General features: G+C 57.6%; 15 protein-coding genes. 6 read left to right on the top strand and 9 right to left on the bottom strand.

What is annotated here, in order from left to right:
• Nucleotides 1–153 precede the first annotated feature (153 nt).
• Nucleotides 154–1,137 carry a D-2-hydroxyacid dehydrogenase gene (locus ACESMK_RS11855; RefSeq protein WP_372998674.1) on the top strand — a complete coding sequence of 328 codons (984 nt, stop codon included), beginning with the start codon at nt 154–156 and terminating at the stop codon, nt 1,135–1,137.
• A gap of 76 nt (nt 1,138–1,213) precedes the next feature.
• Here ACESMK_RS11855 and ACESMK_RS11850 read toward each other — a convergent pair whose 3' ends face one another.
• From ACESMK_RS11850 to ACESMK_RS11835, 4 genes are all read right to left on the bottom strand, one after another.
• On the bottom strand, nt 1,214–1,879 hold the full coding sequence (locus ACESMK_RS11850) for a LuxR C-terminal-related transcriptional regulator (protein WP_218637053.1): 666 nt from the start codon (nt 1,877–1,879) through the stop codon (nt 1,214–1,216).
• Nucleotides 1,880–1,923: 44 nt separating this feature from the next.
• Nucleotides 1,924–3,873 (bottom strand): acetate--CoA ligase, encoded by a 1,950-nt coding sequence (gene acs, locus ACESMK_RS11845; protein WP_372998671.1) that lies wholly within the window; start codon nt 3,871–3,873, stop codon nt 1,924–1,926.
• Nucleotides 3,874–4,178: 305 nt separating this feature from the next.
• Nucleotides 4,179–5,714 carry a fatty acyl-CoA reductase gene (locus tag ACESMK_RS11840; RefSeq protein ID WP_372998668.1) on the bottom strand — a complete coding sequence of 512 codons (1,536 nt, stop codon included), beginning with the start codon at nt 5,712–5,714 and terminating at the stop codon, nt 4,179–4,181.
• Between the two features lie 221 nt (nt 5,715–5,935).
• A complete protein-coding gene (locus ACESMK_RS11835; RefSeq protein WP_372998665.1) occupies nt 5,936–7,261 on the bottom strand; it encodes a MinD/ParA family protein in 1,326 nt (441 codons plus the stop codon).
• Between the two features lie 207 nt (nt 7,262–7,468).
• Between ACESMK_RS11835 and ACESMK_RS11830 the strand changes: the two genes are divergently transcribed.
• From ACESMK_RS11830 to ACESMK_RS11815, 4 genes are all read left to right on the top strand, one after another.
• Nucleotides 7,469–9,454, top strand: a complete 1,986-nt coding sequence (locus ACESMK_RS11830; RefSeq protein ID WP_372998662.1) for an HDOD domain-containing protein — start codon at nt 7,469–7,471, stop codon at nt 9,452–9,454.
• Nucleotides 9,455–9,478: 24 nt separating this feature from the next.
• Nucleotides 9,479–11,653, top strand: a complete 2,175-nt coding sequence (locus ACESMK_RS11825) for an EAL domain-containing protein (protein WP_372998659.1) — start codon at nt 9,479–9,481, stop codon at nt 11,651–11,653.
• A 233-nt stretch (nt 11,654–11,886) separates the two neighbouring features.
• Nucleotides 11,887–12,540, top strand: a complete 654-nt coding sequence (locus ACESMK_RS11820; protein WP_372998954.1) for a class I SAM-dependent methyltransferase — start codon at nt 11,887–11,889, stop codon at nt 12,538–12,540.
• Between the two features lie 49 nt (nt 12,541–12,589).
• Nucleotides 12,590–13,597: a DUF2156 domain-containing protein gene (locus ACESMK_RS11815; RefSeq protein ID WP_372998656.1), complete on the top strand. Its 1,008-nt coding sequence runs from the start codon at nt 12,590–12,592 to the stop codon at nt 13,595–13,597.
• On the opposite strand, the gene murI is transcribed toward ACESMK_RS11815, so the two are convergent.
• Both murI and nudC read right to left on the bottom strand, forming a co-directional pair.
• Entirely contained in the window at nt 13,575–14,438 is an 864-nt protein-coding gene (gene murI, locus ACESMK_RS11810) for a glutamate racemase (protein ID WP_372998653.1), read from the bottom strand. The two genes, ACESMK_RS11815 and murI, sit on opposite strands and share 23 nt — an antisense overlap.
• A complete protein-coding gene (gene nudC, locus ACESMK_RS11805) occupies nt 14,435–15,250 on the bottom strand; it encodes an NAD(+) diphosphatase (RefSeq protein WP_372998651.1) in 816 nt (271 codons plus the stop codon). The genes murI and nudC overlap by 4 nt, the downstream gene beginning before the upstream one ends.
• A 152-nt stretch (nt 15,251–15,402) precedes the next feature.
• Between nudC and plsB the strand changes: the two genes are divergently transcribed.
• Nucleotides 15,403–17,871, top strand: coding sequence for a glycerol-3-phosphate 1-O-acyltransferase PlsB (gene plsB, locus ACESMK_RS11800; RefSeq protein ID WP_372998648.1), 2,469 nt, complete (start codon nt 15,403–15,405; stop codon nt 17,869–17,871).
• Nucleotides 17,872–17,877: 6 nt separating this feature from the next.
• Here plsB and ACESMK_RS11795 read toward each other — a convergent pair whose 3' ends face one another.
• From ACESMK_RS11795 to tsaB, 3 genes are all read right to left on the bottom strand, one after another.
• Nucleotides 17,878–18,708 (bottom strand): class I SAM-dependent methyltransferase, encoded by an 831-nt coding sequence (locus ACESMK_RS11795; protein WP_372998646.1) that lies wholly within the window; start codon nt 18,706–18,708, stop codon nt 17,878–17,880.
• Entirely contained in the window at nt 18,708–19,070 is a 363-nt protein-coding gene (locus tag ACESMK_RS11790) for a UDP pyrophosphate phosphatase (protein ID WP_372998643.1), read from the bottom strand. Before ACESMK_RS11790 ends, ACESMK_RS11795 begins: the two co-directional genes overlap by 1 nt.
• A gap of 120 nt (nt 19,071–19,190) precedes the next feature.
• A complete protein-coding gene (gene tsaB, locus ACESMK_RS11785) occupies nt 19,191–19,886 on the bottom strand; it encodes a tRNA (adenosine(37)-N6)-threonylcarbamoyltransferase complex dimerization subunit type 1 TsaB (RefSeq protein ID WP_372998640.1) in 696 nt (231 codons plus the stop codon).
• Nucleotides 19,887–19,896: the final 10 nt, after the last annotated feature.

Below are 19,896 nucleotides of genomic sequence, written 5' to 3'. Positions count from 1 at the left end.
TGATGTACGTGAAAGTACCGCCATTACCGCCGTCAGAGGCAAATCTGCATCCCCGCAAGTTGACCCGACAAGACCTGCCGACCAGACTGTAAATACCCCTCGCGGGCAAGCACCAGTTACACATCGTCATTCATCACAAAAGGCGGAGGCTCAATGACTCAGCACAGCAAACCTGTTGTTACCGTTCTCACCGCACCGGGAGAACAGGAACCGCCGGGAATGGACGCTCTCAGGGCCCGCGCGGATGTGCGCTTCGCCTGTGACGAGCCAAGCCTCCGCGACACTCTTCCGGGAACCGACATCATGATGGTGACGGACTTCCGCACGGAAGCCCTGGCGGCCGCCTGGCACACGGCAGACAGGCTGAAATGGATCCACGCCACCAGCGCAGGTGTGGATGCTCTTATGTTTCCCGACCTGATCAAGGGTGACGTAACCGTAACCAATGCCCGCGGCATCTTCGACCGCACCATTGCCGAGTATGTGCTGTGCACCATCCTGATGTTCGCCAAGGACTTCCCGAACTCCATCCGGCTGCAGATGAAACACCAGTGGAAACACCGGGATACCGAGCGGGCGGAAGGCAAGCAGGTCCTGGTTGTCGGCGCAGGCTCTATCGGCCGCCAGATTGGCCGCCTGGTCGGTGCTGCCGGACTGAAGGCTCACGGCATTGCCCGCAAACCCAGAAAGGAAGACCCCGATTTCGTGGCGGTGCACGGCAATGACGACCTGTACGAGCAACTGGGCCACGCTGACTTCGTCGTGATCGCAGCCCCACTGACACCGCAGACCGAAGGCCTGTTCGATGAAAAGGCGTTCAAGGCCATGAAAAAGTCCGCCCGCCTGATCAACATCGGCCGTGGCCCGATTGTCAAAACCGATGATCTGATTACAGCGCTCAGGAACGGCGAGATTGCCGGCGCGGGACTCGATGTCTTCGAGGAGGAACCACTGGCAGAAGATCACCCGCTCTGGGACATGGAGAATGTCACCATGACAGCCCATATGGCCGGCGACTTCATCGGCTGGAAGCGGGCGCTGACCGACCAGTTTCTGGAGAACTTCGACCGCTGGCACAAGGGGCAGGAGCTGTTCAATCTGGTGGACAAAGAACTGGGGTACGCTGGCAGCAAATAATCAGGTTTATCACTCCTCCAAAAACAAAACGGGAGCCCGAAGGCTCCCGTTTTGTTATTCAAACCGTAATACCGAATCAGCTACCTGACAACGACTGATCCGAAGGATCAATCTCCATCTGCTGAATCGCAATCACCGCCTGGGTCCGATTCCGTACCCCAAGCTTGCGGAAAACCGCCGTGATATGGGCCTTGATGGTGGCCTCGGAAACATCCAGATCATAGGCGATCTGTTTGTTCAGAAGCCCCTCGGCCAGCATACCCAGCACACGGAACTGTTGCGGAGTCAGCGAGGCCAGTTTCTCGGAAAAGTCTGTGGCATCCGAATGCATCCGCTCGATCTTGTCGGCCACACCGTCCGGCAACCAGACATCCCCTTCGAGGACAGCCTGAATTGCCTCGGTGATGGTTGGCAGCGGCGCCGACTTCGGTATGAAGCCGGACGCTCCGTAGTCAATCGAGCGGCGCATGACCTGCAACTCCTCGGATCCTGACACAACGACCACCGGCAGCCCCGGGTATTGCCCGCGCATGAACACGAGCCCGGAGAAACCATGGGCACCCGGCATATTGAGATCCAGCAGGACCAGATCCGCATCCGGGTGCGATTCTACCGCCGCCTGCAATGCCTTGATGCTGTCGACTTCCACCGTCTCGGCATCGGGCACCGCCTGACTGACCGCCTGTTTCAATGCTGCTCGAAACAGCGGGTGATCATCAGCGACGATAATTGTTTGTGCCATTCAACAGGTTCCTTACAGGTACATAGCCTGGTAACACCCAGGCGTTACTGGTTCGCACGACCGCTGATCAGGTCATCCACTACACCCGGATCTGCCAGCGTGGACGTATCACCCAACTGGTCATGCTCGTTAGAGGCAATCTTACGCAAAATCCGACGCATAATCTTGCCAGAACGGGTTTTGGGCAGTCCAGGCGCCCACTGGATCACATCCGGAGAGGCAATCGGGCCGATTTCCTTGCGCACCCACTGCACCAGTTCCTTCTTCAGCTCGTCCGACGGCTCTTCGCCATGAACCAGGGTGACATAGACGTAGATGCCCTGCCCCTTGATTTCATGGGGGTAGCCAACCACGGCCGCTTCGGCAACCTTTTCATGGGCGACAAGGGCGCTTTCCACTTCCGCGGTACCCAGACGGTGGCCGGACACATTCAGAACGTCGTCGACGCGGCCGGTGATCCAGTAGTAACCATCCTCATCGCGGCGGGCGCCGTCACCGGTAAAGTACATACCCTTGTAGGTGCTGAAGTAAGTCTGGGCAAAGCGCTCGTGATCACCGTAGATCGTACGCATCTGGCCCGGCCAGCTGTCGAGGATAACCAGGTTACCCTCGGTCTTGCCTTCCAGGATATTCCCGTCGTTGTCCACCAGGGCCGGCTGAACACCGAAGAACGGAACGGTGGCAGAGCCCGGTTTCAGGTCGATCGCACCGGGCAGCGGAGAAATCAGGATACCGCCGGTCTCGGTCTGCCACCAGGTGTCAACAATGGGGCACTTACTGTTGCCGATGACCCGGTGGTACCACTCCCAGGCCTCCGGGTTGATGGGTTCGCCAACGGAGCCCAGCAGTTTCAGGCTTTCGCGGGTGGTGCCGTTCATGCAGGATTCGCCTTCCGCCATGAGGGCGCGGATAGCGGTCGGAGCCGTATACAGGATGTTTACCTTGTGCTTGTCGACCACCTGCCCCATGCGGGAACTGTCCGGGTAGTTGGGCACACCCTCGAACAGAACGGTGATGGCACCGTTAGCCAGCGGGCCGTACAGAATATAACTGTGGCCTGTCACCCAGCCGAAATCGGCAGTACACCAGTACACGTCGCCTTCGTGATAATCGAACACGTACTCATGGGTCATGGAGGCGTAAACCATGTAACCACCGGTGGTGTGCAGAACACCCTTCGGCGCGCCAGTGGAGCCCGAGGTGTACAGCATGAACAGCGGATCTTCGGCGTTCATGGGCTCTGGCGGGCAGTCGGCCGCCGCGGTCTTCATCAGATCTTCATAACGCGCATCGCGGGCATCGTTCCAGGGTACTTCGGAGTTACCGGTACGGGTAACAACCACCACTTTCTCGACACTGGCGGCGTTTTCGTTCTTGAGAGCCGCATCCACATTCTTTTTCAGCGGAATCTTGCGGCCGCCACGCACACCTTCATCTGCAGTGACTACGAAGCGGGACTTGCCGTTTACAATCCGCGCACCCAGGGCTTCGGGAGAGAAGCCACCGAAGACCACGGAATGAATCGCACCGATACGAGCGCAAGCCAGCATGGCAACGGCTGTCTCGACAATCATCGGCATGTAGATGGTAACAACGTCACCCTTCTTGACGCCCAACCCTTTCAGAACATTGGCAAACTTGCTGGTTTCCTCGTGCAGTTCGCGATAGGTCACGTTGCGGGAATCGGCAGGATCATCACCTTCAAAAATGATGGCTGTCTGGTCGCCACGCTTTTCCAGATGACGGTCCAGGCAGTTGGCTGAGGCGTTCAACTGGCCATCTTCGAACCATTTGATGGACAGGTTGTTGTAATCGTAAGTCGTGTTTTTCACCTTGGTGTAGGGCTTGATCCACTCAAGGCGCTTGCCGTGTTCACCCCAGAAAGTATCCGGGTCTTCAACTGACTGACGATACATTTCTTCATACTGTTCCCGGTTCAGAAGCGCCTGCTTGGCCACCTCCGGGCTTACCGGATATACCTGTTTATCAGTCATTGTGCTCCCCCTTTAGTCAGAGTCTGTTGTCATTATCGGTTTTGGAATTCAGACGTTGAGGCCTCTCCGGCCCTTTAGACGGATAGTGGTAGTTCACCATGTCAGCCACCACACAATGAATTAGACTAACGTCCTAATCCGCCTGAACTTTTAGCCCAAAACGGTCGAAAAACCGCAAGAAAACAACGGTAAATTGCGCCGAACGAGAAGCTTTTAAAAGGATAGTTCCATCGGAGCCAATGGCAAACCGGGAGAGAAGATGGCCGGGCAGGAGCAGCCCGGCCGCAGCGGCCGGGCCCCTGTATTCACGCAGCCTTTTTGCGGGCCTTGGCAGAACGCAGGCTGTATACCTTACGCTCCTTGAGGGCATAACGGTTAAGCCCTGCCAGGTGGATCTTGCGCAGGTAAACAGCCCAGTCGATCTGGCGGGCGTCTACCGGAAACAACACCTGGTCCAGTTCGCCCATACGGGCCGCCAGCGCCAGCAGGTCATCGTTCCGGAAGATATAGTCCGGCGCGGTGTAGAAGCCAAAGATGGTCGCCAGAGAGCGGGTGGTGTCCAGGTTCCGGAGTACTTTCAGCTCGCGATTCTGGCCCAGCATGCGCAGAACCTTTCCGGTAATGCTCAGGGGGATACGCACCCCGCCCACAACCGCATCGAACAACCGGCGATTAACCGCAATAAAGGGCTTGGTGGGTTGCCGGTAGAACAGCTGATCGTAGTCTGCAAAGTTGGCCCTGGATTCCGCCATCAGATGATCAATGAACTGACCCAGGGTAACCGGATTGGAGCTGCCGCTGCAGCACTGGTAAATCCGGTGACGGGGGCTCTCTCCGATGGCTTCGGCCGCCGCCAGGATGATGGCGTTTGCCACCAGATCGACCGGGATGACATCAATAACGCCGGAACGTTTGCCGGGGAACAGCGTAACCTTTTCACGGGCGTAGGCGAGGATGATGGCATCCGCCACCTTCACGCCCTCGATCCAGCCTTGCGCAGGTTCCTCAAGCGCGCTTTCAATGATGGAGGGCCGCACAATTGTGAGCGCGCGCCCTGAAAGAGCCTTGAGCAGAAGCTGCTCACCCAGCCACTTGGTGAAAGTGTAGGTGTCGCTCCAGCCATAACGGTTTGCTTCGCGAATACCCAGATCCACCAGTTTCTTTTCAAGCATCTTGCCGGAATAGCGGGAGCGGACATCGGCTATCTTGTCCTCCAGCAGCCGAACCAGCTCCTCGATCTCGTAGTAGCCCTCGGTACTGCGCGGAATGGATTCACCCGCTGGTTTGATCACGGCCTCGGTAATCTGGCCGGAGTTCATGCCATTCACGTAGCAGGTGGAAACCTGAAGGACCGCCAGGCTCTTGTTCTGGCGGGCAAGCTCTGCCACGTTTTCGAGGCACCGGGTGTTGATCGAAAGCGCTTTATCCAGCTCTTCGCGGAAGTTCACACTCGCCGCGGAATTGATCACCACATCGATGCCACCCGCCAGCTTGCGGAAACGGTCACCAGACAGGCCAAACAATGGCTCGGTCACTTCTCCGGTCACGCAATACACGCGCTCTTCAATAAAGGTCTCGAACGCTTCGTTGTCATCCTGGCGCAACCGGTCAAAAACCGACGAGGTGGCAATTTCTTCGAAAAAGCGCTCACGGGCATCCGGATGACGCTTGTTACCACGGATCAGCAGGTGAATGCCGCCGATGTCCGGAACGGCACGAATAAGCTTTTCCAGAACCACCTTGCCAAGAAATCCGGTGGTTCCGGTAATGAGAACATGCTTGCCCCGGAGTCGTTCAAGCACTTTTGATGACGCTCCGGGATTCAGCTGCTGTGTTGCCATGGGAGAACTCCTTCTCATTTCAATTCGTCGCCGGCGCATACCTGCCGGCAGGGGAGAGTTTGCGAATCAGGTACACCAGATCCACTGCATATTGCGGGCCACGATTCAGATTTATGCTCAATCCTTGCACAACTTTGGTGACAGAGCGGTGACACACAGCAAAGTTACGCTACAAAAAGTGCTAATAAAATGACGGAAAAGAAGGTAGGTTCTTCTGCCTATCAGGAGCGTCCCTGATCATTTCCTGAAAGTGACCGCAAAAGCTGATCCAGGGAGATATCGGCGGGTTGCTCCTTCAACACCCGCACCAGGCGATCCTGCTCGCCAAAGCTGATGCGGTCGTAAAAGGGCTCACGGAGTACCGAGTGCGCCGGTTCAGGCGTTTCCGGTTCCCGTGCGGGGGGCGAAATCTGGTCCGCCAGCTCCCGGAGATGGATGGCCAGATGCTTTCTTCGTTCCGGACTGAGGTTATCCCACTGGAAGGCGCCCAGTCCGGTCTGGATTATCTCGATGGCATCACTGTCCAACGTGCTCCCCAGCAGTGCAAAAAGCCGGGTGAATGCCTCATAACGCAGCAAAGGATCGACCGGCGCCTTCCCGAATACCGCTTCCAACTCGCCGACAGCACCAAGGCAGCGGTCCTTCAGCTCCGGCGCTTCATTTTCGGCTTTTGGCGCCGGCCTCGTCGACGTCCCCGGCACAGTGGCGGATTCCCGTTTCGAAACCTTGTGCCAATAGGCCGCGATGCCTGCCTTGCGTCTGGGCAACTGGGACAACCGCACATCCAGCATGTCGGCGAGGGTGTGAAACTGGCGGCAGGAGGGATCTGAAACCGGCAGAAGCGCAACGGGCTTCTGATTGAGCACCGATTGGCGCAGGGTCTCGTCCCGCCAGATCCCGCCCATATAATGAAGCGAGATCCCAAGGTGGCGCTGGGCTGCAGCATCAAGGCGCTGGAACACCGAGCGCGCCTGGCTGGCCCCCTGGGCCATATTCACCAGGATGCTGGGAATCCGGCTGTAACCCCTGCGCCGGAGCACCTTGATCAGGGAGAAGGCGTCAGTCAGGGAGGCCGGATCCGGAGTCACCACCATGCAGGCCAGCTCGGTCGCGGCAATCATATGCAATCCGGCAGCCTGCAAACCTGCGGCAGTATCGGTGATGACGTAATCGTAGCGGCTTTCAAGGTTGTAAAGCGCCCGGAGAATCCGGAGACTCTCCGCAGGCCCCATGTCCATGCACTCCTGGACACCGGACGCCCCCGGAACAATGTGCAGGCCATAATCGGTCTCGAGAATAATGTCATCGAGACCACATTCTCCGGCCATGACGTTGGCAAGGGTCTTTCTTGGATACAGCCCAACCATGATGCTGACATTGGCCAGGTCGGTGTCGCCATCCAGTAACAGAACCCGGTTATCCTGCCTCGCCAGGGTCAGCGCGAGGTTCAGGGCGACCGAGGTCTTGCCCACCCCACCTTTGCCACCAGTAATGGCGATGGTGCGAGGTTGGTTCGGATTGTGCTTGACAGGTTCTCTGGCGTTCATCACCGGTAATCTAGGTCCCTGATTTTACGGTTGTGGGTATTTTAACCTGTAAAAATTCTACACATATCACGAATCAGATAATATGTTGCTTAAAAAAAGAGCAATAAGTATTTAATAACGACGGATTATTGTCTAAGCTCTTTTCCAACAACAAGAATGAACGCTCCGTCAGTTACTGACTTGTTTCGTCGCACGGCAGGTAAGCCTATGCACATTGCGCCTGATTTACAGCTACCGAGTCTCCCGGAGGTCACTCTGCGGGCGCTCGATGCTTGTCATCAGGACGAGAGCTACCGAAAAATCAGTGAGATCGTCTCAGCCGATACGGCCCTCGTTGCCCGCATACTGGCACTGGCCAATTCCGCCCTGTATGGCCCTTCCACACCGATCCGCTCGGTTGACCAGGCACTCCTGAGACTCGGCACCCGCCGATTCCATACCCTGGTCCTCACCGCAGCCCTGCGCCAACTCCTTTTCGAACTTGGCGGCGATGAATGGCAGCAACTGAGAGATTTCTGGCGCCACTCACTGACCACCGCGCTGACCGCCCGGGCCCTGGCCACGCTGACTCGCTATCCAGAGCCAGACGAAGCCTTCATGCTGGGCATGCTTCACAACATTGGTGAGCTGATTGCTATTAAAACGCCAGCAACGGAGGCGAAGCAACACTATCTTGATCACCAGTCGGACATTGCCGCCGAACTGGTCGCTTCATGGGGGCTGGGCCCCATGGCCGCCGATGCCATGCGTTATCAGCAGGCTCTGCCCTCGGAACTCAGGGATGCCGGGCATCTGGTAAAGCTGATCAGCCTGGCTACACGGCTGGCTCTGTCCGATGCCGCCGGCATTGCAGCCGCCGGCACGGTATTCGGACTGAGCGAAGAACTTACCCGGGAGATCAACCGCCGCATCGGCCATGAGGTCTCGGGCATGGCCGCTTCTCTGGGCATTCCCCTGGATGAGGACTATTGTGGCGAAAGCGCGTCCCGGCAGTTGAAACAGACCATTCTGCGCCAGGCCATGGCAAACCAGGCCATCAACCTTGCCGACCTGACCGGTGAAACCGAAGACATTCTCGCCGAAACGGTTAACAGTCTGACGCTGATCACAGGCCTTCCCGCCCTTTGCTTCGGGCACACGGGAGACAATCTCGTGCTCCTGTCCGGGACCATTGGCGATATCCCTGACCTCGCAGTAACCGCAAACCCGGGCGGCAGCGTGCTGACAGAAGCTTTTATTTCCGGCCTGCCGGTCAGCCTTGGCGAACGATCGCCAACGGTACTTGATCGTCAGCTGCTGTCTCTGCTTCACACTCCCTCCCTCCTGGCCGTACCGGTAAATAGCGGTGGTAGCTGTCCGGGCGTATTCGCCCTTGGCACCGACAACGACCAATTGCCGACGACGCTTGAGCTGGCTGATATTTTTACCGCACAGCTCGCATCCGTGCTGTCAAACCGGACCTCAACCTCGGCCAAAGCGGAGACTGGCAATGAGCAACTGGACCAGGAAATCGCTCGCGACCGGTTACGTAAACAGGTGCATGAGGTCAGTAATCCGCTAACCATTATCAGGCAGTACATCTACCAGCTTCGAGGGAGGTTGGAAGATGCTGAGGTTCAGCAGGAACTGGATGTCATCCGCGATGAACTGGACCGGGCCGGCAACCTCTTGCTGCAAATGAGCCATACTGAACTCACTGAACAGGGTGATGAGGGCGTTGAGCTCAATGCCGAACTGGAAAGTCTTGCGCGTATCCTCGAAGATAGCCTGTTCAGTTCTGAAGACCGCAACCTGCAGCTATCGCTCTGCAGCGAGCCGACACGGGTTGCCGCCGGTACCACCAGGATACGCCAGGTGATTATCAACCTCGTCCGGAACGCCGCCGAAAGCCTTCCGGCACACGGCGGCAGGGTTGAAATACATACCTCCTCCCCGGTGTGGCAGAATCATCGCACCTGGGTCGAGCTGGAAATTACCGACACAGGTAACGGAATACCCGGAGATATCAGGGACACCCTGTTTTCACCGGTAAGAACCACAAAAGGAGAGGGCCACAGCGGTTTGGGCCTGAGCATTGTGAAACAGCTTGTTGATGACATGGAGGGCATCATTGCTTGTCGCACGGGGGAGGAAGGTACCACCTTCAGGATTCTGCTGCCGGCGGCCAGCCACAAAAAGAACGAGACCGACTGACGCAGAAACAACGGACACAGACCGATGGCACCTGAACTTACTGATCAGCCTTTCAGTCACGGGTTAACGGCACGGATACTGGTAGCGGATGATGAACCCCGCCTGCTGAATACACTGGCTTCGCTGCTGCGCAGCCGGGGATTCCATGTCGTGGAAGCCCACGGGGGCCGGAAAGCCTGTGAACTGATCGACCAGCAGGCATTCGATCTGGCGCTGCTGGACCTCCGGATGCCTGAAGTCAGCGGTTTCGATGTCATGGCACACCTCGCCAACGGACAACCGGATTGCGGGGTCATTGTGGTCAGCGGCGAAAGCTCGTTCAGTGCCGTCAGCCGTGCCCTGCGCCGGGGTGCCCTGGACTACATTCGCAAACCCTTTGACCCTGAAGAGCTGCTGGCGACCGTCGAGAGCGTCATCGGGAAAAAATCCCTGCTTGAAGCCCACGAACACATTCAGATGCGGCTCGAAAAGTCCGAGGCCCTGCACCGCTACATTGTAAACAGCTCTCCGGACATCGTGTTCATGCTCGATCAGGATGGCCACTTCTGCTTTGTTAACAGCAAGGTGGAAAGCCTGCTTGGATACCAGCCAGCGGAACTCTGTGGCCAGCATTTCCGGCATATTCTTGATGACCGGGATGTGACCCGCGGAACCCTGGCCCTCAAAGGCCCCAACATCACTGCGGACAACCCGAGAACCCTGGAAGTTCGCCTGAAAACCCGTGGCAGCCGCCGGGCAACCCGTCACTTCGAGATAACCGCCTTTCCCATAGACCCGCAAACCTGGCCCCACTCCGGGACCACCCAGGGTGGCGGCAATGGCAACGGCGCGAGCTATTACGGCACCGCCCGTGACGTCACCGAACGGAAGGAAGCCGAAGCCTTCATCAATTTCCAGGCTTATCATGATCTGCTGACCCGACTGCCAAACCGGGCACTATTCAAGGACCGCCTCGAACTGGCGATTACCCATGCCAACCGTGGCGGTCAGAAACTGGCGGTGATGTTTCTGGATCTGGACCGTTTCAAGGTCATTAACGACACCCTTGGCCATGCCATGGGCGATCGCCTCCTGCAGGCGGTAACCCATCGGCTGGAGAAATGCCTGCGCAAAGGGGACACCCTGTCCCGGTTCGGTGGTGATGAATTCACCTTGTTGTTGCCTTCCATCCACAATCACGACGATGCGCGACAAATCGCAAAAAAGCTCATTGACGCCCTCCGGGCACCTTTTCAATTGGGCGACCATGAAGTGTTTGTTGGCGTAAGCATTGGCATCGCCATCTTCCCGGAGGCCGGCGAGACCATGGATCAATTGATCCAGAATGCAGACATCGCCATGTACCATGTCAAAGGCAAGGGCAAGGATGGGTACCGCTTCTATTCCGACAGCATGAGCATCGACACCGCCAACCGGCTCAACCTGGAAAGGGACCTGCGCCAGGCTCTTGAGCGTGACGAGCTGCGGGTTTTTTACCAGCCGCAGGTGTGCTCAACCACCAACCGGGTCGTGGGGCTGGAGGCGCTGGTTCGCTGGCAGCATCCAGAGCGGGGACTGCTTTACCCAAGGGATTTCCTGCCTCTGGCAGAAGAAACCAAGTTGATTGGCCAGCTCAGTGAGCGCGTGCTCGACCAGGCATGTCAGGATGTCGGCCGCTGGATCCGGGCGGGCCATTCCGATCTTCGGCTCGCGGTAAACCTGTCACCGATCCAGGTCGAGCATCCGCGCTTTGTGGAAACCCTGATGCAGCAGGTCAAGGCGCACAATTTCCCCGCCGCCAACCTGGAGATCGAAATAACCGAAAACGTGATCATGAACGATCTCGAGCAGATCTCCCAGAAACTCCGTGAACTGGCATCGCTGGGCGTCCGGATCGCCATTGACGATTTCGGCACCGGCTACTCGTCCCTGAATTACCTCCATAGACTCCCCATCCATACTCTGAAGGTCGACCAGTCTTTCGTTAAAGCCATTCGCAGTGGAGACGACGGCGCTTGCATCGTAAATGCCATTGTCGCCATGGCCCATGGTCTGAAACTGGAGATCGTTGCAGAAGGCGTGGAGACCGACGAGCAACTGGAGTACCTGCGAAGCCTTGGCTGCCACCAGGTCCAGGGGTTCTTCTACGGCCCGGCGCGGCCTGCAACCGAGATATCCAGAACCCTGGGAATCACCAAGGCACGCGCCGCTTCATTCTGATAGACGATTATTTATTGTCTGACACTCCGATATAAAACCGCGATCTGGTTTGCAAAGTATTGCAGTACGTTACTTTGTGTATCCGGAAATGCGCATTACTGCACATATTTCTCCCACCCTGTTCTCTAAGCTCAAATCATCAGGCGCTGATCACCGGAATGTCCGACATTCTCGGACCAATAACGACAAAAACGGTGACAGCATCCAAGGAACAAGAACAGGCAGCAGGCATCATGCGCGACAAGTACAAGTACATTGGCCCCGTCTACGATTTCCTGAGCAATCTCTATAGCGGCAAGAACATTCACCGCTGCAAAACAGCGATGCTGGATGTGGAAACCGTCCGGCCAGGAGACCGGATTCTGTTCGCCGGTGTTGGCCATGGTCGGGATGCCATTCGCGCTGCGGAGCTGGGTGCAGACGTGACCGTGGTGGACCTGTCGGAGACCATGCTTCGGAAGTTTGCCGAAGCTCAGAAAAAAGAAGCGCCGCACCTGACCATCCGTCGCATACACAGCGACATCATGAAAGTGGAGGAATTCGAGCAGTACGACATGGTCGTGGCCAACTTCTTCCTGAACGTGTTCGATGAAGACATGATGGTCCGGGTGCTGGAGCACCTGATACGTCTCGGCAAAGCGGACGCCCGGGTTGTTGTCGGTGACTTTTCCTACCCTACCGGCAACGTGCTTTCCAGAATGTTCAAAAAGCTCTACTGGTATATGGCCGTCTTCATTTTCTGGCTGTTCGCCAACAACGCCTTCCACAAAATCTACAACTATCCCGAACACATGCAGCGGTTGGGGCTTCAGGTCACAGACAAGAAGCACTTCAAGCTTCTGAACATGAACTGCTACTGGTCGATTCTCGGACGGAAGCAGGCCTGAATACCTTCGCTCAGGGAACATCCAACAAAAACAAACGGGGAGCAGCAGCATGTCGGATCAGATACTCGCACTGGACAGAATTGCCGCACTGGAGAGCGGCTCATTCACCTTTACCGAGCGCGTCGGTTTTCTGAAGAAGTACGGAACCCACTCTCAGTCCTTTTCAACGCTTCAGCCGGGCATGCAATATTTCGACGTGCCTGGCATGGGCTATATCGCCTACATGCGTAAATGGGGCGCCACCTTCGTGCTCTCGGATCCGGTCTGTGCCCCCGAGGATTTTGGCAACATGCTGGAGAGCTTTCACCAACGCTTCCCGAATGCCAGTTATATCCAGGTGTCCAAGCCCGTGGTTGATTTCCTCCATCTGCGCTTTGGGCTCTTTGGCACCCAGTTTGGTAGCGAATCCCGGATCAATCTCAGCCGCTGGTCTCTCAGCGGCAAGAAGAAGCAGATTCTCAGAACCGCGCTGAACCAGGCGGAAAAAAGCGGCATTACCGTCAAGGAACGTTTCAGCGACGATCACACCCGTGAAATATCTGAGGCCTGGATCCGGACCCGGAAGTGCAAAAGTAATGAGATCCGCTTTCTGATCCGACCCATGGAGATGGACTATCGTGAGAACGAACGGCATTTCTATGCCTATCAGGATGGCAAGGCCGTGGGGTTCATCTATTTCGACCCGATTTACCGTAACAACGAGATCATCAGCTACGTGCCCAATATTTCGCGGGCCAATGCCGATTTCCGCCAGGGCATTTTCTATACACTGATGGCCCACGCAATGGAGGTCTTCAAAGCCGAAGGCGTGCCTTATCTGGATCTCGGGCTGATTCCCCTGTCTCTGGATTCGGCAACGGAGCACCAGGAGAGCAGGCTGCTGAAACGCTTGCTGCACGGGCTCTATGAAAAAGGCAATTTCCTTTACAACTTCAAGGGCCTGGAGTTCACCAAATCCCGCTTCCGGGGTGAGAACTTCAAAACCTACTGTTGCCACAAACGATCGATTCCGGCTCTGGAATTCCTTGCCATGTTCAAACTGACACGGCTGCTGTAGCTTCCGGAAAATCTCCAGGCCAGTGTTCAGCCACCAGCCGCGGGACTACTCCCAGACCGGTCATGAAGGAAACAATACCTTTGGGGGCGGGGCCAGAAAACAGGGCAGCAGTGACCGGAGGAAAGCCGGCCCCAGAAACCGGTCTCCGGGCTGCCGAAAGCTGACCTGCCTGCTCCAACAGCCAGACCACCCTCCGGGCGATCGCCTCGCCTGAGTCAACCCAGAAACGAACGTCGGGAAGGCTCAGCTTCAGGCTCTCCAGTATCAGCGGATAATGAGTGCAACCCAGCACCACCGTATCCACACCCGTGCCTCGAAACGGGGCCATTGCTTCATCAAGTTCCGCAAGCGGGACCGGATGCCCGGACACCAGATCTTCCGCCCAACGCACCAATCCCGGATGACCGATACGCTCGACGTTGCAGTCGCCGGCGAACTCCTCGACCAGCCTGTCAAGGTAGGGTCTGCGTACCGTTGCCGGCGTCGCCAGAAGCCCCACCCGCCGGTTCACTGTTTTCGCGGCCGCAGGCTTGATGGCAGGCACCACTCCGACTACCGGCACCGGCGTCATCGCCCGCAAATGAGGCAAAACCACGGTACTGGCGGTATTACAGGCCACAACGATGACCTCCGATGGATAACGTGCCAGCGCTCTGGAAATCAGGGCACAACAACGCTCAATCACGACCGTTTCGGACTTTTCGCCATAGGGGAAGCCGGCATTGTCTGCCAGATAGACGATATCCAGCCCCGGCAGTTGCCGGTGAATGCAGTCTGCAACACTCAGCCCGCCGACACCGGAGTCGAACACCAGAACCCTTGGAGGTGCCTGCTCGCTCAAACCGGAATGCCTCCCCGGGAAATCTCATTTTCCATCGCCCGGATCAGCCGACCCGAGATGGTGGTTTCCGGCGGAACCGGTGGTGTGTCGCCCGGTAAAAACCAGTCGGCGTGGGCGAGTTCATCTTCCTGAAGGACCAGTTCGCCCCCGGCGTAATCGGCAAAGAAGCCGACCATCAGCTGGTGCGGAAATGGCCAGGGTTGCGATGCATGGTACCGGATGTTGGTGACATCCAGCCCGGTTTCCTCCTTGACCTCTCGATGTACGGCGCCTTCGAGACTTTCACCCGGCTCCACAAAGCCGGCAATCAGGCTATAGAAATGCCGCTTGACCCGTGAGGATCTGGCAAGCAGAAGACGGTCGTCCCGACGGATCACGACAATCACACAGGGCGCGAGCCTCGGGTACCAGGGTATTCCGCATGGCTCACACCATTTGGCCCGTTCCCGGGGATGGAAGCCGGTTTTCTCACCACAGCGGCCGCAATACCGGTGGTCGCGCCACCACTGCCAGACCTGGAATCCGGTACTCAGCATATCCGCCGGAGCATCACTGAGCATCAGCAGGGCATCTCTCAGAGGAATGACATCCCGGTCGCCGATAGTGGATTCGGGCAACTCGGTTACAAAAACATCACGTCCGTCGTAACTGCCCAGTGAAACAGCTTCCGGCAAACCGTCACTGAAAAGTGCGCTGTCACGACCATGAAGCCAGCCGGTTTCCGGCTTGACTACGCCTGAGCCCGCCAGTGCCAGAATCAGGTCACCCTGCTCCGGCCGCCTGGTCGTCCAGCCGGGAATCCACTGAGTCATCGAGACCACCATCTGAAGCGTCACCTGAAAGATTGAAAGGCCAGTCGGAAATGTACCACATTGCCGCGCCGGCCAAGAATTCAAGCTCGACTTTCCGGCCTGTACTCAACCAAGTAAACTTGGCACCTGTTTCTTCAACGGAGTTGCACTTTATGCGTCTTTACCAGGGCATTCGCAGCCTGATCCTGACCCTTTTCCGCAAGATACTGTTCATCTGGGTCCGGACTGATGTCAGCGGCAACAGCGTTGACGCACTCGCCCTGGATCCCGACAAGCCCGTCTGTTACGTGCTGCAGTACAGCTCTCTTTCGAGCCGTCTTGTTCTTGAACAGGAAGTTATCCGGGCCGGCCTTCCCGGGGCCACTAAAGCGCTGCCGGTAAAGAACGGTCCGTCGCACTCCTTCTTTTTTCTGTACCGCCGGATTGGCGGTTTCTTCCGGGGGCGCCAGGCACCGGCGCCCACAAACGAGTTTCAGTCGCTGATTCGCTATGGCCTCGAACATCCGGATCAGGATGTCCAGATTGTTCCGGTTTCCCTGTTCTGGGGCCGCTCACCGGACAAGGAGAAATCCCTGGTAAAACTGCTGCTTTCCGATACCTGGTCCATTGCCGGTCGGTTACAGAAGTTCCTGATCATCATGGTCCATGGCCGCAATACCTACGTGCAATTCAATCAGCCGCTCTCGATGAAACAGGTGATCGATGAATACCGCCACAGTGAGGAGCGCGCCAACCGGAAGCTGGCCCGGATCCTTCGCACGCATTTCCGCCGGGTTCGCCAGGCAGTCCTGGGGCCTGACCTCTCCCATCGCCGCACACTGGTGGCGGGTCTGGTGCGAACTCAGGCGGTGAAGGAGGCGATCAGGGAGACAGCCGCCAGAGACGATATCCCGCCTGAAAAAGTCCGGGCCAAGGCCTACAAATACGCGGATGAAATTGCCGCCAGCATGTCCATCGTTACCATTCGTTTTCTGGAAGTCGTTCTGGCATGGCTGTGGAACCGGATCTATAACGGTATTGCCGTCAACAATATCAAGGTCGTAAAGGACGTAGCCCAGGACAATGCGGTGGTTTATGTACCCTGCCACCGCTCCCACATCGACTACCTGCTGCTGTCTTATGTGCTCTACAAGAACGGGCTGATGCCACCCCACATCGCCGCCGGGATCAACCTCAACATGCCCATTGTCGGCCCGATTCTGCGCCGCGGCGGGGCGTTTTTCATGCGCCGCAGCTTCAAGGACAACCCCCTGTACGCCACCGTATTCAATGAATACATGCATGTGATGTTCTCCCGCGGCTATTCCGTGGAGTACTTCGTTGAGGGTGGGCGAAGCCGCACGGGACGCATGCTGCAGCCCCGCCCGGGCATGCTGGCAATGACAGTACGGAGTTTCCTGCGTGATCACCGCAAACCCATAGTCTTCGTGCCCGTTTACATTGGCTACGAGAAGGTCATGGAAGGTCGCTCCTATCTGGGCGAACTTCGCGGCAAGAAAAAGCAAAAAGAGAGCGTATTTGGTCTCGCCAAAGCGGCTCGCAAACTCAGCAATTCTTTCGGTCGCGTCGCGGTGAACTTTGGCGAAGCCATTCATCTGTCGGAGGTACTTGATGATGTCCACAGCAGCTGGCGTGAAGAGGCCTACGATTCGGAGTATCGCCCAGGCTGGCTTAACAGCGCGGTATCAGAGCTGTCGTTCCGGGTAGCGTCCAACATCAATGCCTCAGTTGCCGTGAACCCGATTGGTATGGCCGCGACCGTTCTGCTGGGCACCGAGCGACTGGCGATGGATGAGGGCCAGCTGATCCGCCTGATGGATCAGTACGCCGGCTTGCTCAAGGCGTTCCCCTATGCGGAAACGGTAACTCTGCCGGAAGGCACCGGCAAGGACTGGGTCGCCTACTGTGAAGACATGGGCCTGGTCAGCCGGCAGCCTCAAAAGCTCGGGGACATCATTGCCCTGGAAGGCAGCAACGCCATTCTGATGACCTACTACAGGAACAACATTCAGCATTTGTTCGCGCTGCCCTCGCTGATTGCCAGCCTGTTTGAAAACAAGGATTCGTTGAGCCGGGACAAGATTGTGTTTCTGGCAGGCGTGGCCTATCCCTACCTGCAGTCCGAGCTGTTTCTGAAATATCAGCCCGATGAAGCACAATATGTTATCAATCAATGGATCGATGTCCTGATCGAACAGGGTCTGCTGAAGCCTCTGGACGACGACCGGATTGGGCGACCGGAAGAAGGCACGGAGGCAATGCTGAGGCTGAGGGTGCTGTCCCGCTTCATCATCCAGACAGTCGAACGCTATCACATTGCCCTCGGCATCCTCCGCAAATATGGCTCAGGGAAGATCAGCGCCGCCGAGCTGGAAGAGCAGAGCGCGCTGCTGGCAGAACGGATGTCCATTCTGTTTGGCCTCAATGCACCGGAATTCTTTGACAAGAGCCTGTTCCGGAACTTCATCGCCAACATGCAGAATAACGGTGTGATCACAACCGATGACAACGGCCTGCTGTGTTACGGAGAGGGTCTGGATGAAGTGGCGGACGATGCCCGGCTGGTGCTTAGCGTGGAGAAACGACAGGCGATCCAGCAGGTTACCATGTTGGGCGCCTGACCGGGTTCACTGGGTTGGCAACGCCCGGATGGAGTACACATCGTATCGGCTGCTTTTTCCCTCGATGCGAGTGGTTGGCTCCGGCCCGGCAATGGCCGGGGCCTTCCGCGGCCGCTTGACCACAACCCGGTAACGCGCACGCTCAAGCGCACCCGCGAGCAGCTGCCCGGCATCCTCGTCGTCACCAACAATGGTGCGAAAAACCTGCATCTCTTTTTTGACCAGCGCCGACTTGTCCCGATGAGGAAACATCGGATCCAGATAAATCACATCGGCTGTGTCATTTTCAGTCTGACCCAGCCAGTCAATACTGCTGCCTTCCAGCAATCGCATACGCTCTACAATGACAGCGCAATCCACGTTCAGGGCAGCGCGAGCCAGGCCATCAGCCAGCAGCGCATGAATAATCGGATTACGCTCGAACAGCGTGACCGGGCAGCCAAGGCTGGCAAGGATAAAGGCATCCTGGCCAAGCCCTGCGGTCGCATCCACCACATGGAGCGTGGCACGGGTTTTCTGCAGACCGACCGCCTTGGCGACCAGCTGGCCAGCGCCACCACCATGTTCGCGCCGATAGCCCATCTTGCCGGTTACAAATTCCGCACGCACCGGCCCGGGCGCGCCCTTGCCAGTAACCTGTAATCCAAGGCCCTGCTCGTCGAGAAACAGTAGAACCGGAAAATCCCGGACATCCCTGGCCCGTACCACACCAAGATTATCCAGAGACAGAGACTCCGCCAGCGCCTCGGCCTGGAACCGGTCTCCCAGGGCACTACGGGCAACCGCGATGGAAGGCGGGCGAATCTCAGAAGGTTCAGCGGAGGAGGAATCAGGCATCAGACCAGAATGTCGATCCCGGCCAGGCTGCCATTGGCGCCGCTTTCCTGGCCGGCGGCGGCTACAGAGGCAAATGTGGACAGGGCACGGGCGGCTGGCAGAGAAACGTCGTCAGCACGGAAGCGCTCCAGACGGGCATCCTCGGCCGCACGACGGGCTTCTACCCGGCGCTCCAGGCTTTCGGTGGCGGTTCGCTCACTGACAACGCCCTGGGCGCCATCCGCAAGATCACGGCGAGCCGCATCGGGCGCTTTTTCCGGCGTTGAAGCGGGCGCCCGCGCCGCATCACTGCGCTCGCGGACCGGACTGTTGTTGCCGGTCTGGAAGTTGAAATTGTTACCCGGATTAATGCCGCCAATCATGTTCAGATACCGCTGGCCGGATGACAGGAAAACGTGAACTGGAAGTATGGAAGATTATCGCGCAGAAGAAAAGGTTGCTGATCAGATTTCATCCAGATCGAAGCCAGGCATACATCAAGCCTACCGGCCAGGCAGTTTCTTCCAGGTCACTTCATCCCGGATGTACACTGGTTGCGCCTGCTCCGCCGGTACCGTCTTATCCTGCTCGTAAGCGATCACTGCCAAACGCGCAACCCATGCAGCACGGAGCACCAGGCTTTCGTCTACGGTATCGACCCGCTCTGACACCTCTGCCGCCATGGCGGACCGATAGTGCCAGCCCCGACCTGCGCCGCACCAGTGCTCGGGACCTGAAGGCAGCGTTACTGCCTCGGGCGGACAGACCCGTTCCTTGGCCAGCGCTACTGGTAGCCCCGCCCTGGCTGCGAAACACCCCCAATAAACCTCGCCCATGCGGGCATCAAACGCCACCGCAATGCCGCTGTTTTCGGGAAGCTTCATGGCCTCTATGGCCCCGAGGGCAACCGCTTCCAGGGACGACACCGGTACCACCGGTATATTCAGTCCCCAGGCGAGCCCTTGCACGACCCCGGTTGCAATTCTCACACCGGTGAAAGAACCGGGGCCGCAGGCAAACGCCAGGGCATCCAGGTCTGCTGGCACAAGTTGTTGCTCCTCGAGCAGCTCACGCACCATTGGCATCAGCAACCGGGTGTGGCCTCTCGGGGCAAGCTCAAAATGTTCGGAGATCTCGCCATCAACAAGAAGGGCTGCCGAGCAGCCCTCCGACGACGTATCCAGTGCCAACAGTTTCACAGGTGTGAAA

This window comes from Marinobacter sp. (assembly GCF_041687235.1).
Lineage (GTDB): Bacteria > Pseudomonadota > Gammaproteobacteria > Pseudomonadales > Oleiphilaceae > Marinobacter.
The sequence above is the reverse complement of the archived record's forward strand: the minus strand, read 5'-3'. Positions and strand labels throughout refer to the sequence as shown.